Origin of the sequence: Albidovulum sediminis, from assembly GCF_025380365.1 — a bacterium.
GTDB classification, from domain to species: Bacteria; Pseudomonadota; Alphaproteobacteria; order Rhodobacterales; family Rhodobacteraceae; genus Albidovulum; species Albidovulum sediminis.
Genome location: NZ_JAOCQF010000003.1, coordinates 224,365 through 238,247, shown reverse-complemented (window position 1 = coordinate 238,247; position 13,883 = coordinate 224,365). Strand labels below are relative to the sequence as shown.

At 68.1% G+C, this 13,883-nt stretch carries 12 protein-coding genes; 6 read left to right on the top strand and 6 right to left on the bottom strand.

The window, feature by feature from the left end:
* Window positions 1-18: 18 nt before the first annotated feature.
* The 3 genes from plsY to N5I32_RS16045 all read right to left on the bottom strand — a co-directional run bounded on the left by plsY (window position 19) and on the right by N5I32_RS16045 (window position 2,933).
* On the bottom strand, window positions 19-624 hold the full coding sequence (gene plsY / locus N5I32_RS16055; protein ID WP_261496928.1) for a glycerol-3-phosphate 1-O-acyltransferase PlsY: 606 nt from the start codon (window positions 622-624) through the stop codon (window positions 19-21).
* 1 nt (window position 625) lies between these two features.
* On the bottom strand, window positions 626-1,900 hold the full coding sequence (gene pyrC / locus N5I32_RS16050; RefSeq protein WP_261496927.1) for a dihydroorotase: 1,275 nt from the start codon (window positions 1,898-1,900) through the stop codon (window positions 626-628).
* Between the two features lie 70 nt (window positions 1,901-1,970).
* The gene (locus N5I32_RS16045; protein WP_261496926.1) at window positions 1,971-2,933 is read right to left on the bottom strand and encodes an aspartate carbamoyltransferase catalytic subunit; all 963 of its coding nucleotides are present in this window, start codon (window positions 2,931-2,933) and stop codon (window positions 1,971-1,973) included.
* A 116-nt stretch (window positions 2,934-3,049) separates the two neighbouring features.
* On the opposite strand from N5I32_RS16045, the gene N5I32_RS16040 reads away from it, so the two are divergent.
* From N5I32_RS16040 to N5I32_RS16025, 4 genes are all read left to right on the top strand, one after another.
* Window positions 3,050-3,841 carry a uracil-DNA glycosylase gene (locus N5I32_RS16040; protein WP_261496925.1) on the top strand — a complete coding sequence of 264 codons (792 nt, stop codon included), beginning with the start codon at window positions 3,050-3,052 and terminating at the stop codon, window positions 3,839-3,841.
* Complete coding sequence (moaB, locus tag N5I32_RS16035; protein WP_261496924.1) at window positions 3,838-4,380, top strand: molybdenum cofactor biosynthesis protein B; 543 nt, start codon at window positions 3,838-3,840, stop codon at window positions 4,378-4,380. Before N5I32_RS16040 ends, moaB begins: the two co-directional genes overlap by 4 nt.
* 84 nt (window positions 4,381-4,464) lie before the next feature.
* Window positions 4,465-5,904: an efflux RND transporter periplasmic adaptor subunit gene (locus N5I32_RS16030; RefSeq protein WP_261496923.1), complete on the top strand. Its 1,440-nt coding sequence runs from the start codon at window positions 4,465-4,467 to the stop codon at window positions 5,902-5,904.
* 1 nt (window position 5,905) lies between these two features.
* The gene (locus N5I32_RS16025; RefSeq protein WP_261496922.1) at window positions 5,906-9,247 is read left to right on the top strand and encodes an efflux RND transporter permease subunit; all 3,342 of its coding nucleotides are present in this window, start codon (window positions 5,906-5,908) and stop codon (window positions 9,245-9,247) included.
* Here the strand turns inward: N5I32_RS16025 and N5I32_RS16020 are convergent.
* Window positions 9,244-10,044, bottom strand: coding sequence for a protein-disulfide reductase DsbD domain-containing protein (locus N5I32_RS16020; RefSeq protein ID WP_261496921.1), 801 nt, complete (start codon window positions 10,042-10,044; stop codon window positions 9,244-9,246). The two genes, N5I32_RS16025 and N5I32_RS16020, sit on opposite strands and share 4 nt — an antisense overlap.
* A gap of 89 nt (window positions 10,045-10,133) precedes the next feature.
* Here N5I32_RS16020 and N5I32_RS16015 point away from each other — a divergent pair, with 89 nt between their 5' ends.
* A complete protein-coding gene (locus tag N5I32_RS16015) occupies window positions 10,134-10,727 on the top strand; it encodes a YqgE/AlgH family protein (RefSeq protein ID WP_261497312.1) in 594 nt (197 codons plus the stop codon).
* A 4-nt stretch (window positions 10,728-10,731) separates the two neighbouring features.
* On the opposite strand, the gene N5I32_RS16010 is transcribed toward N5I32_RS16015, so the two are convergent.
* Entirely contained in the window at window positions 10,732-11,133 is a 402-nt protein-coding gene (locus tag N5I32_RS16010; protein WP_261496920.1) for an ACT domain-containing protein, read from the bottom strand.
* On the bottom strand, window positions 11,130-12,074 hold the full coding sequence (locus tag N5I32_RS16005; RefSeq protein ID WP_439648210.1) for an L-threonylcarbamoyladenylate synthase: 945 nt from the start codon (window positions 12,072-12,074) through the stop codon (window positions 11,130-11,132). Before N5I32_RS16005 ends, N5I32_RS16010 begins: the two co-directional genes overlap by 4 nt.
* A 130-nt stretch (window positions 12,075-12,204) precedes the next feature.
* Here N5I32_RS16005 and N5I32_RS16000 point away from each other — a divergent pair, with 130 nt between their 5' ends.
* Entirely contained in the window at window positions 12,205-13,881 is a 1,677-nt protein-coding gene (locus tag N5I32_RS16000) for an acyl-CoA dehydrogenase (RefSeq protein WP_261496919.1), read from the top strand.
* Window positions 13,882-13,883: the final 2 nt, after the last annotated feature.

Below are 13,883 nucleotides of genomic sequence, written 5' to 3'. Positions count from 1 at the left end.
CAGTCGTCCCGCGCCGGGTCACTTCCGCCCGATCCGCGGTTCCGTCCCGTTCAGGATCCGGGCGATGTTGGTGCGGTGGCGCCAGAACACCAGCGTGGCGAGGATGAGGATCAGGATCGACATCGCGCCGTAGCCGAGGAAGCCGGCCCAGACCGCCGCAAGCGCGGCCGAGACGAGTGCGCCCAGCGACGAGCGGCGGGTCACGACGGCGGCCACAAGCCAGGTGCCGCAGGTTGCGATCCCGACCGGCCAGGCCAGGGCCAGCAACGTGCCGATGAAGGTCGCCACCCCCTTGCCGCCGCGGAACTTCAGCCAGACCGGGTAAAGGTGGCCGAGAAACGCGGCAAGGCCTGCGACCTGCGCGGCATCCGCGCCGGAGAGGGCGCGCGCGACCAGCACCGCCACCGCCCCCTTGCCACCGTCTAGCAGCAGCGTGGCCAGCGCCGCGGGCTTGCTGCCGGTGCGCAGCACGTTCGTCGCGCCGATGTTGCCCGACCCGATCCCGCGCGGGTCGTCCAGCCCCATCGCCCGCGTGACCAGAAGGCCGAAGGGAACCGATCCCAGCAGATAGCCCAGCATCGCCGCCAGGATCAGGGCCAAAGGCCCGCTTGTCAGTTCCGGCATCCTAAGCCTCCGCGCTGAATACCTGTTTGCCTGCAACCCAGGTCGCCAGAACCCGGCCTTCCATCCGCTGCCCGTCGAATGGGGTGTTCTTGGACTTGGAGCGGAGCTTGAACCGGTCGAGCACGAAGGGCGCGTCGGGGTCGAATAGAACCAGATCGGCAGGCGCGCCCACGGCAAGCCGGCCCTGCGGCAGGCCAAGCCGCCTTGCGGGGTTGAGGGCCATGGCGCGGAAAAGCTGCGGCAGGCTGAGGTGCCCGGCGTGATGAAGCCGCATCGCCGCCGGCAGGAAGGTTTCCAGCGCGACCGCGCCGGATGCCGCGTCCTCATAGGGCAGGCGCTTCGATTCCTCGTCCTGCGGCGTGTGCATGGAACTGATGATGTCGATCAGGCCCGAGGCCACGGCCTGCACCGTCGCCAGGCGGTCATCCTCGCTGCGCAGCGGCGGCTTGACCTTGAAGAAGGTGCGATAGTTCCCGACGTCGAATTCATTGAGCGTGAGGTGATGGATCGAGGTGCCCGCCGTCACGTCGAAGCCGTTCCCCTTGGCGCGTTCAAGCGGCGGCAGCGCGCGGGCGGTGGTGATCTGGTCGAAGTGGTAGCGGACCCCGGTCATCTCGACCAGACCCATGTCGCGGTCAAAGCCGATCCGTTCCGCCATGGGCGACACGCCCGGCAGGCCGCGAAGCGAGGCGAACTTGCCCGAGGTGGTGGCGGCACCCTTCGACAGGCCCGGTTCCTGCGGGTGGCCCATGACAAGCGCGCCCAATGACCTCGCATAGGTCAGCGCGCGGGACAGGACCTTGGTATCCGTTACCACGTGGTCGCAGTCGGTGAACGCAATCGCCCCCGCGTCGAGCAGGAACCCGATCTCCGTCATCTCCCGCCCCTCGCGGCCCTTGGTCAGGGCGGCCATGTGGCGGATGCGGACGGGCGACGCCTCGGCCGCGCGGCGGGTGACGAATTCCAGCGTTTCAGGATTGTCGATGGACGGGTTCGTGTCGGGCCGGGCGATGATCGTGGTCACGCCGCCCGCCGCCGCCGCAAGACCGGCAGAGCGGAACGATTCCTTGTGCCGCTCCCCCGGCTCACCGATCTTGACGCCGAGATCGACGATGCCGGGGGCGAGGCATTTGCCCCCACAGTCTATCACGGTCGCGCCATTGGGGGTGGTGCCGTTCAGGGCGGCGATCTGGCCGTTCTCGATCAATAGGCTGCCGGTGGTCTCGGTCAGCGCCTCTGGGTCGATCAGGCGGGCGTTGGTGAGGAGGGTGGTCATGTCGTGGACAGCCTCGTTCTTCCCGCCCCTGCTTCGGCCGGTCGCGGTCCTCTGTGGTCAAAAGCGCCCATCAAACCATCACCCCCACCGCCTGCCGCCCGCGTTCGGCACGCAGGTTCCGGGCCAAGAGGTCCATGCAGGCCATGCGCACCGCGACGCCCATCTCCACCTGATCCTGGATGACGCTCCGGTTGATGTCGTCGGCCAGTTCGCCGTCGATCTCCACCCCGCGGTTCATCGGTCCCGGATGCATGACGATGGCATCCTCCTTCGCGAAGGACAGTTTTTCCGCGTCGAGGCCATAGCGGTGATAGTACTCGCGTTCCGAGGGGATGAAGCCGCCGTCCATCCGCTCCTTCTGGAGCCTCAGCATCATCACCACGTCGCAGCCCTTCAGCCCCTCGCGCATGTCGTCGTAAAGTTCGCAGCCGAAGTCTGCGACGCCCGAGGGCATCAGCGTCGGCGGGCCGATCAGGCGGATGCGGTTTTCCATCTTGCCCAGCAGGATCAGGTTCGACCGGGCGACCCGGCTGTGCGCGATGTCGCCGCAGATGGCGACCGTCAGGCGCTGGATGCGGCCCTTCGCCCGGCGGATGGTCAGCGCGTCCAGGAGCGCCTGCGTCGGGTGTTCATGCCGCCCGTCGCCGGCGTTCAGCACGGCGCAGTTGACCTTCTGCGCCAGCAGGTCGACCGCGCCCGAGGCGGGGTGTCGGACAACCAGAAGGTCAGGGTGCATCGCGTTCAGCGTCAGCGCGGTGTCGATCAGGGTTTCCCCCTTCTTCACCGACGAATGGGCAACCGACATGTTCATCACGTCCGCCCCAAGCCGCTTGCCGGCCAGTTCGAACGACGCCTGCGTTCGGGTCGAGGCTTCGAAGAACATGTTGATCTGGGTCATGCCTGCCAGCGCATCGGCATGCTTCACCGTGCGCCGGTTCAGATCGACATAGGTCTCGGCAAGGTCGAGGACGGTGCGAATTTCTTCCGGGGCAAGGTGCTCGATCCCCAGAAGATGCCGCGCGCGGAATGTCATCAGGGCCTCCGGTCCGTTTCAGGGCTTATGGCAAATGGCCGCGCATCGGGCAACGGCCAATACGATGGCCAATACGATGCTTGTGGTCGGCCGGGCGGATGCCTAGCTTGGCGGCCATGGACTCAGCCCTCTCCCAGATGGATTTTGCGACGGCCCGCGCGCTTTACGAGTGGCAGGCGGAACTGGGCGCGGACGAGGCCATCGGGGATGATCCGGTCAATCGCTACGAGGATGCGGCGCCGAAGCCGGCCGAAGTCGCGGCCCCTGCCGCGGTGGCCGCGCCGGCGGCACCCGGCGCGGCCGATCCCGTCGCGGTGGCTGCCGCGATGGCGGCGCGCGCCCGAACGCTTGAGGAACTGGCCGCGATCGAGGCGTCCTATGACCATTGCGATCTGAGGAAGGGCGCGCGCAACTTCGTCTTTGCAGACGGCAACCCCGAGGCGCGGGTCATGATCCTGGGCGAGGCGCCGGGCCGCGAGGAGGACATGGAGGGGCGCCCCTTCGTGGGCCGGGCCGGGCAGTTGCTTGACCGGATGTTCGCAGCCATCGGGCTGTCGCGGATGGCGCACCACCCGGCCGAGGCGCTCTACATCACCAACGTCCTGCCCTGGCGACCGCCACAGAACCGCGACCCGGAGCAGGGCGAGATCGCGATGATGCTGCCCTTCGTGCAACGCCATGTCGAACTGGCCGATCCGGACCTGATCGTCCTGATGGGCAACACCGCCTGCGCGGCGGCGCTGGGCCGGCGCGGCATCACCCGGCTTCGCGGGAACTGGACGCAGGCGTTCGGCCGTCCGGCCCTGCCGATGAACCACCCCGCCTACCTTCTGCGCACGCCCTCGGCCAAGCGCGAAGCCTGGGCCGATCTTCTGTCGCTGAAATCGAAACTGGTCGGAAATACATGAGCCGCATCGACGAAACCAAGGACTTCATCCCCGTCCGCATCGCCGTCCTGACGGTATCGGACACGCGCGGCCTGGCCGAGGACCGGTCTGGCGATACGCTGGTCGCGCGGATCGCCGAGGCGGGGCATGTGCTGGCCGCCCGCGACATCGTGCGCGACGAACGGGCGGAGATTGCGGCAAAGCTTCGGGCCTGGTGCGCCGATCCGGGGGTGGATGTGGTGATCTCCACCGGCGGCACCGGGTTGACCGGGCGCGACGTCACGGTCGAGGCGCACCGGGACGTCTACGAGAAGGAGATCGAGGCCTTCGCTACGGTCTTCACCGTCGTGTCGATGCAGAAGATCGGCACAAGCGCGGTGCAAAGCCGTGCCACCGGCGGGGTTGCCGGGGGGACCTACCTGTTCGCGCTGCCCGGCAGTCCCGGCGCCTGCAAGGACGCTTGGGACGAAATCCTGAAATGGCAGTTCGACTACCGCCACCGTCCCTGCAACTTTGTCGAGATCATGCCACGGCTGGATGAGCATCTGCGACGGAAGTAACGCCCGCGTGCGTGCAATGCTTTGAGCTTGGAGCATTCCGGCCGGCAGGATAGGATTTGCCTTCTCGCGGATGGGTTTGAGGTAATGCGTTTCGCCTTTCGAAGCCTGCTCGGCCTGGTGCACCTGACGGCTGCTGCCGCGTTCCTGCTGGTGGCTGGCTTGTGGCTGCGCGATGCGCTGGAAACGCGGCAGGCCGGGCCCGCTCCGGCCGAGGGCGCGCGGGAAAGGATCTTCGCAGCGAACGTGCTTCGGCTGGAGCCTGCCACCGTCGCGCCGACCCTGACCGCCTACGGAACCGTGCGAAGCCGCAAGACGCTGGAGTTGCGTTCCGCGGCCGAGGGAACGGTGATCGAGATACATCCGAACCTGGTGGAAGGCGGCGCGGTTGCAGCCGGGGATATCCTGGTGCGTCTCGATCCCCGCGATGCCGAGGCCGCGCGCGATCTTTCCAGTTCCGATCTGGACAGCGCGCGGCTGGAAAAGGCCGAGGCCGAACGCGCGCTGGTCCTTGCGCGCGACGATCTGGCCGCGGCCGAGGTGCAGGCCGACCTGCGCGGACAGGCCCTGGCGCGGCTGGAGGATCTGGCGACCAAGGGCTTGGGAACGGCGGCCGACCGGGAAGCCGCGGCGCTGGCGGTTTCGTCTGCCGCACAGGGCGTGCTTGCGCGCCGTCAGGCGCTGGCCGAGGCGGAAGCGCGGCTTGACCGCGCCATGTCGGCCGTCTCAAGGGCCGAAATAACCTTGGCCGAGGCCGAGCGCCGCGTGGCCGATACCGTCCTGCGGGCGGAGTTCTCCGGCGTTCTCGCCGCGATCAGCGTGGTCGAGGGGGGGCTTGTCAGCCGGAACGAAAAACTGGGCGACCTGATCGATCCGGCGGCACTTGAGGTGGCGTTCCGGATTTCGACCGCCGAATTCACCCGCCTTCTGGATGCCGACGCGCGGCTTCTGCCCCTGCCGGTGCAGGTCGAGTCCGGGGTGGCGATCGCGTCGTCCGGACGGCTGGACCGGGCGGGTGCAGCCGTTGCTGCTGGGGAAAGCGGACGACTTGTCTTTGCCTCGCTCGACCGCGCCGAGGGGCTGAAGCCCGGCGACTTCGTCACTGTCTCCGTCACCGAGCCGGACCTTGCCGGGGCGGCCGTCATCCCGGCGGCGGCGCTTGGTCCGGACGGGACCGTGCTTGTTGTCGGCGAGGAAGAACGGCTTGAGGCGCGTCCGGTCGCGGTGCTGCGGCGGCAAGGCGACAGCGTGATCGTCGCCGTGGACGATCTGGCCGGGCGCGAGATCGTGGCGGGCCGGTCGCCCCTTCTGGGTCCGGGCATCCGCATCCGTCCCGTGCGCGAGGGCGCGCCCGAGGAAGCCGCGCTGATCCCGCTGACACCGGAACGGCGCGCGGCGCTGGTCGCGATTGTGGAGGGATGCAAGCGGATGCCCGTCGGCGCCAAGGCACGCGTTCTGGCGGAACTGGGCCAGGCGCTGGTCCCGGCGGCAACGGTTCGCCGCATCGAAGCCCGGAACGGGGGCTGAGATGATACGCCGCGGCGAAGGTCTGGCTGGCGGGGTCCTGTCCTATTTCACCCGTCACGCCACCGCGGCCAATCTCGTCCTGATCATGGTCATGCTGGCCGGGCTTGCCGCGATCCCGAAGATGCGCACGCAGTATTTTCCCGACGTCGTCGTGCCTGAGGTAGACGTCACCGTGTCCTGGCCGGGCGCGGGGGCGGCCGATGTGGACCGCGGCATCGTCGAGGTGCTGGAACCCGCGCTGCGCACAGTCGAGGGCGTGGCCCGCGCCAGTTCCGTCGCCAGCGAAGGCAGCGCCAGCATCGAACTGGAGTTCGAGCCGGGCTGGGATCTTTCGCGCGGCGTCGCCGACGTCGAAACGGCCGTGGCTGCCGTGTCGAACCTGCCCGAAGACGCGGAATTGCCCGAGATCCGGCGGTCATCCTGGCGTGACAGGGTGACGGATGTCGTCATCACCGGGCCCGTGTCGGCCGAACAGCTTGGCCGGTTCGCCGACGAATTCGTGACCCGGCTGTTCGCCGAGGGCATTACACGGGCCACGGTGCAGGGCCTTGCCGATCCCGAGATCACGGTCGAAGTGCCGCTCTCCTCGCTCATGCGCCATGACCTGACGCTGACGGAAATCGCCGACGTCATTGCGGCAGAGACCGGAACCAACCCGGCGGGCGAGGTCGAGGGGGCGAATACCCGGCTTCGCACCGGGACCGAGCGGCGCGGGCCTGAGGCGCTGGCGGCGATCGTCCTGCGGACTGCGCCGGGCGGCACGACGCTGCGCCTGGGCGATGTGGCGCGCCTGGTTGAGCAGCCAGGCGACCGGTCGCGCGCCTATTTCGTGGGGACGAACCCCGCCGTGGTGATCCGGGTGGACCGGTCAGCGTCGGGCGACGCGATCGGCATCCAGACCTCGGTCGAGGAGATCGCGGCGGAATTGCGCCCAACCCTGCCGCAAGGCGTTTCGGTAGATTTGGTGCGAACGCGGTCGGCCGACATCGCCGCCCGGCTTTCGATCCTGGTTCAGAACGGGGCGATGGGTCTGGTCCTGGTCTTGGGGTTCCTGTTCCTGTTCCTGAACGCGCGCACCGCCTTCTGGGTGGCGGCCGGCATTCCCGCCTCCATGCTCGCCGCGGTGGCGTTCATGCATGCGGCTGGTCTGACGCTGAACATGATGTCGCTTTTCGCGCTGATCCTGACCCTCGGGATTGTCGTCGATGACGCCATCGTTGTGGGCGAACACGCCGACCACCGCGCCCGGCGCCTGGGCGAGCCACCTCTTGTCGCGGCGGAAACCGCGGTAATCCGCATGGCGGCGCCTGTCTTTTCCTCGACCGTCACGACTGTCATCGCCTTTCTGGGGCTGATGGCGATCGGCGGCAACTTTGGCACGCTGATCGCCGACATCCCCCTGACGGTGACGGCGGTTCTGGCGGCGTCCCTGCTCGAGGCGTTCCTGATCCTGCCGAACCACATGGCCAAGGCGCTGTCGCACGCGGGAGAGGCGCACTGGTACGACTGGCCCAGCCGGCAGGTGAACCGCGGCTTCGCATGGGTGCGCGACCGGATCATGCGGCCGGTCACGAAGGCGGCCCTTTCGGTGCGCTACGCCGTGGTTGCGGGCGCCCTTGCGCTCCTCGCGTTCGAGGCGGGGCTGTTCCTGAAGGGCGATATCACGTGGCGTTTCTTCAACTCGCCCGAACAAGGGGCGGTGTCTGGCAATTTCTCGATGCTGGCCGGTGCACGGCGCGACGACACGCTGGCCTATGCCTATGCGCTGCAGGAGGCGACGGAGCGGGTTGCCCGCGACTACGAGGAACGCTACGGCACCTACCCGCTGAGGCATGTCCTGGCGGAGATCGGCGGAAACGCCGGCCGGTTCTTCGGTTCCGGCGACACCCGCGACCCCGACCTAATGGGCGGTATCTCGATCGAGCTGATCGACGCCGACCTTCGCCCGTGGTCGAGCTTCCAGTTCCTCGCCGATCTGCAGGAAGCCGCCCCGGCGCATCCCCTGCTTGAGGAGCTGTCGTTCCGCGGCGCGCGTTTCGGGCCGGCAGGCGATGCGCTGACGGTCGAGCTGACCGGAGCGTCGGCCGAAGACCTCAAGTCGGCCGCAGAGGCGCTCAAGACCCGGCTTTCGCGATACCCCGAGGTTTCCGCGCTGGAAGACAGCCTGCCCTACGACAAGGACGAGCTTGTGCTCGACCTGACGCCGCAGGGTCAGGCGCTGGGCTTCCGGACCGAGGATGTCGGGAGGGAGCTGCGCTCGCGCCTGTCCGGCATCGAGGCGGCGACCTTCCCTGTCGGCGCGCGGTCCGCGGCCATCCGGGTGGAAATGCCGGACGAGGACATCCGGGCGGATTTCCTAGACCATACTCTGCTGCGCGCGCCCGGGGGCGGCCATGTGCCGCTGTCCGATATCTTCACGGCTTCGTTGCGCGGCGGTTTTTCGTCGATTCGCCGGGAAGACGGGCAGGCGGTGGTCCAGGTGACGGGGGACCTTGCGGATGACGATCCCGCGCGCGCCGCCGCCATCCTCGACGAGGTGCAGGCGCGCATCCTGCCGGAGCTGGCCCAGGAGTTCGACCTCGACTACAAGCTCTCGGGCCTGAGCGAGGACGAGGACCGGTTCCTGTCCGAAGCGCTCCTGGGACTCGTCGCCGCTCTGGCGGGCATCTACGCGGTCCTTGCCTGGATCTTCGCAAGCTGGTGGCGCCCGGTCGTCGTCATGGCGGTGATCCCCCTTGGCCTAGTCGGCGCGCTGCACGGACACTGGATGTGGGATGTACCCCTTTCCATGTTCTCGGTCGTGGGCATGATCGGCATGGCCGGGATCATCGTGAACGACGCCATCGTGCTTGTCGTCGCGGTCGACGAGGCGGCGGAGCGGCGCGCGCTGCTGCCGGCCATCGTCGATGCCGTCGCCGGCCGGCTCCGTGCGGTGTTCCTGACCACGGCGACGACCGTCGCCGGGCTTGCGCCGCTTCTGTACGAGACGTCGAAGCAGGCGCAGTTTCTCAAGCCAACCGTGATCACGCTGGTTTACGGCCTTGGCTTCGGAATGGTACTGGTGCTGATTGTCGTGCCGGTTCTGATGGCGATTCAGGCGGATATATCAAGCCATATCAATGCTTTGCGTCGGGTTTTCGATCGGCGGGCGGGGCGTTTGCGCCGGTCGATCCTTGTCGCAGCGGCTGGATTGGCACTCGCCGCCGTCCTTCTGGTCGTACCGCTGATGCGGGGTAACGGGCTGGCAAGCCCGGCGCTGCTGTCTTGGGCAGGCGTCATGGTGATCACGTCGGTGCTTGCGCTGTTTCTGTTCGCAGGGCAGCGTCGGCGCAGGCGGCCCTAGCCGGTGCACCCGACCTGCTGGATGGCCTGGCCATGGGCCAGCACTGTCACCACGACCGACGACCGGTCGAGCGCGAAGGGCTGGGCCGCAGGTGGCACGAGGTCGGCGACGGAGACAAGTCTTTCGCCATCGCGGCGGGTTTCGGTGGAGGAAACCCAGATGTCGCCCGGGCCTGCCTCGATCACCGCGATCTCATCCCCGCCAAGCGGCGGCAGGGAGAGGGTGGTGGTCAGCCTCAGCCCGTCGCGGATCGGTTCGACCGCGCAGCTTATGCCCTTCAGACCGGCCTGACGGGCATCCCTCGGCGCCTCGGCAAGCGCGCGGCTGATGCGCGCGTCGCGCGCGTTGCCGGACAGGTCGCCCGACACCGAAAACGCCACCGGCACGCAGATGCTCTCGCAGATGCCGAGTTCGACATCGACGTCGGCATGGATCGGGCGGGTGGGATCGGCTGGCGCGACCTCGATCGGCAGGACCAGTTCGTCGTGGAAGCCGAAGGTCGTGAACCCGCTGACCTCGAACACTTCGGGCGACGGCCAGTGATAGGTGACCGAGGCGACATTTTCGGAACCGGACCAGTCGAAGGCCGGCGGGATGCCGGCCTCGCCCGGGGCGCGCCAGTAGGTCTTCCACCCTTTCGCCAGCGTCAGGCGAAGGGCAGCCATCCGCGTCCCCTCCGGCGTTTGCCAACCGGGCAGCAGTTCGACGCTGTAAAGGTTGTCGGGCACCTCCTGGGCGGAGGCGGCACTAACGCACATCGCGAACACGGCCGAGGCCGTCAGGGTTCTTCCAGTCATGCACATGACTCCAATGTAGGTGAGGGACCACGAAAGGAGAAGTCAACTTTCCGCCAATCGCCGTGAAGGGGCCGCGCACCTCTTGTCATGTGGCCGCGCGAGCGCAATCTTTAGCGAAGGAGGCCGATATGAATCTCAGCGGCAAGATGCTCATTGCGATGCCGGGCATGGGTGATCCGCGCTTCGATCGCAGCGTCGTTTTCATGTGTGCCCATTCGGGCGAGGGGGCCATGGGCCTCATCGTCAACAAGCCCGCGCGTGACCTGCGCTTTACCGACCTGCTCGAACAATTGCACATCCCGGTAACGCCCCGTTCGCGCGACATCCGCGTGCATTTCGGCGGCCCTGTCGAGCATAGCCGAGGGTTCGTCCTTCATTCGGGCGACTATCAGAACGCGGCCGCCACATTGGCGGTGGACGAGCGTTTCGGCATGACCGCGACGCTCGACATTCTGGAGGCGTTTGCGCGGGGCGAAGGCCCGCGGCAGTCGATCCTTGCGTTCGGCTACTCTGGCTGGGGGCCGGGCCAACTGGAGGACGAGATTCGCCAGAACGGCTGGCTGACCTGCGAGGCGACGCCGGAACTGCTGTTTTCCAACGACAACGCAGCCAAATGGGAAGCGGCGCTGAGGTCTCTGGGAATAGACCCTTTGCTGCTCTCTGCCTCCGCCGGGCGGGCCTGAAGGCTTACGCCCGGTCAGAGAGGGCCGTCAGGCAGGCCATCGCAGCATCCCTGCGATCCCAGTTCGTGAGGATGTGGTCGTGGTAGAGGCCGGCGATGACGTTGGCCCCCAGGCCCGCATCCGCAAGCGCCCGCGCGAACGCCGCCGTCAGCCCCACGGCGTCCAGGTCGGAATGCAGCGTCAGCGTGATGCAGGCAAACCCCGCCCGGTGCGGAATACCGTGGCGCATCAGCTCGGCGAGGGGCGCGATCACGGTGATCCCCTCGGCTTCGCGGACTGTCGCGAAAGGGGTCAGCCCGGGGGGAACACCGGCCGCGGCCGGAAGCAGCCCATAGCCGAATTCCGCGTCATGCAGAACCGGGGTCATGCCCTTCAGCATCCGCGAAAGATCTGTCTCGCCCTTCATGGCCGGGGCGCCGCCGCCCGGCGCAGGCGGTCATTGATCGCCCGCCCAAGCCCGTGTTCGGGCACTGGCGACACCGCGATGGGGCTTCCGTCGGCGACCCTGTCTGCCTCTTGCAGGAAATGGAAGAGGTTCGCGGCCGCCTCGACCAGATCGCCGGACAGGGACAGGTTCAGGTCCGCCTTCCCCGCCGCGGGGCCGAATCCCAGCCAGAACTCACCAGGATCGGGGGCGGAGACGTTGAGCCGGACGCTGGACGACGGCGCGTAATGCGACAGAAGCTGGCCGGGCGCGGTTGGCTGGACCGCATTGCCTCCGATATGAAGCGGCTGGCCCAGGCAAGCCTCGATCACCTCGGCCGGTATGCCGCCGGGGCGCAGAAGTTCGGCATCGCCGGCAAGCCCGAGGATCGTCGATTCGACGCCGACGGTGCAGGGCCCGCCGTCGACCACCGCAGCGATCTTCCCGGCAAGCCCCGCCAGGACATGCCCTGCCCGTGTCGGGCTGACCTTGCCTGAAGGATTGGCCGAAGGCGCGGCGACGGGCCCGCCGAACGCCGCAAGAAGCGCGCTTGCGACCGGATGCGCAGGCACGCGCAGCGCGACGCTCGGAAGGCCCGCCGTCACCAGCGGCGACAGGCCCGAACCGGGGCGAAGCGGCAGCACCAGGGTTAGCGGTCCCGGCCAGAACGCGGATGCCAGGCGTTCGGCGCGGTCGTCCAGCACAGCGATCTGCCGCGCGGCCTCGACGCCGGGGACATGGACGATCAGCGGATTGAAGCGGGGGCGGCCCTTGGCGTCGAAGATCCGGGCCACCGCCTTGTCTGACCGCGCATCCGCGCCCAGGCCGTAGACCGTTTCGGTCGGAAACGCGACCAGCTCTCCGCGCCGCAGAAGGTCTGCGGCGGCGGCCAAGCCCTTCGCATCCGGGGAAAGAACCTGCATCACCCGCAACTCCGTTTCAGCCGTGACGCAGCGTTCGGGTTGCCCGCCCTCCGAGGTGCCGCCACCATGCGCCAAGCTCAGGACACATACGCGCGCGGGCGTGACTTGCCAAGCGCGCCGGGAGACTCAGATGCCCTATCGCGCGCCGGTCGACGACATCCGCTTCATCCTGGACAAGGTTGTGCCGATCGCACCGGTCGCCGCGACCGAACACTTTGCCGAGGCGACGCCGGACCTGATCGACGCGATGCTCGAGGAGGCGGGCCGCTTGTGCGACCAGGTGATGGCGCCGCTTCAGCGCGCCGGAGATATCGCCCCCCCGCGTCTGGAAAACGGCGCGTTGCGAAGCACGCGCGGCTATGGCGAGGCTTATGCCAAGATCGCCGAGGGCGGCTGGATCGGCACCGCCGCGCCGGTGTCGCACGGCGGCATGGGACTGCCGCAGACGCTCAACATGGCCGTGCAGGACATGATGTCCGGCGCCTGCCTGTCGCTGCAACTCAACCCGCTCCTGACCCAGGGCCAGATCGAGGCGCTGGAGCATCACGCAAGCGATGAAATCCGCGAACTTTACCTGCCAAGGCTCATCACCGGCGAATGGTCGGGGACGATGAATCTGACCGAGCCGCAGGCGGGGTCCGATGTCGGCGCGCTGCGGACCAAAGCGGTGCCACGCGACGACGGTACATTCGCGATCACGGGGCAGAAGATCTTCATCTCGTGGGGCGATTGCGACTTTGTCGGCAACGTCTGCCACCTTGTCCTTGCGCGGCTGCCCGAAGCGCCGTCGGGCACGCGCGGCATCAGCCTGTTCATGGTGCCCAAGTTCCTGCCCGGTCCGGACGGGAAGCCGGGTGCCGCCAATACGCTCAGGGTCGTCAGCATCGAACACAAGCTGGGCCTGCACGGCTCGCCGACCTGCGTCATGGCCTTCGAGGAGGCGACAGGCTGGATGGTGGGAGAGCCCAACAAGGGCATGGCGGCCATGTTCACGATGATGAATAACGCCCGCCTGGGTGTCGGCATGCAGGGCGTGGGCGTGGCCGAGGCCGCCTGCCAGAAGGCCGCCGAATATGCGCGCGACCGTGTTCAGGCCGGTGCGATCATCGGCCATGCGGATGTCCGGCGGATGCTGGCAACCATGCGGGCGGAGGTCTTTGCCGCGCGTTCGATTGCGCTCGCCTGCGCGGTGGCGCTCGACATGGCGCGCGCGACGGGCGCCAAGGACTGGGGCGATCGCGCCGCTTTCCTGACCCCGATCGCCAAGGCCTATGGCACCGACACTGGCCTGCGCGTGGCCGAAGCCGGCGTTCAGGTGCACGGCGGCATGGGCTTCATCGAGGAAACCGGGGCCGCCCAGTTCTATCGCGATGTCCGCGTGACCGCGATCTACGAAGGCACCAACGGCATTCAGGCGATGGACCTGGTCGGCCGGAAGCTGGCAGACGGGGGCGAGGCCGCGATGCGCCTGCTGGACGAGATCCAGTCCGGCGCCGAGACGGTGCGCACCAACTGCCCCGATCTGGCCGAGGCGGTGTGGTCGGCCGCCGAATCCCTGCGGGAGACGACCGAGTGGCTTCTGGCCCAGGGCACGCGCGACCGGTTTGCCGGCGCGGTCCCCTACCTGCACGCCTTCGCGCTTTGCCTGGGTGCGCACTTCCATCTCAGGGCGGCGGCCGCGCAGGCGACGCGGTGCACCCTGGCCGAGGTGTTCATCCGCCGCATCCTTCCCCGGCACGCCGCCTGCCTGACCGAAGCCCGGGAAGGGGCGGCAACCCTTGACGCCCTTGCGGACGAGGATTTCTGAGC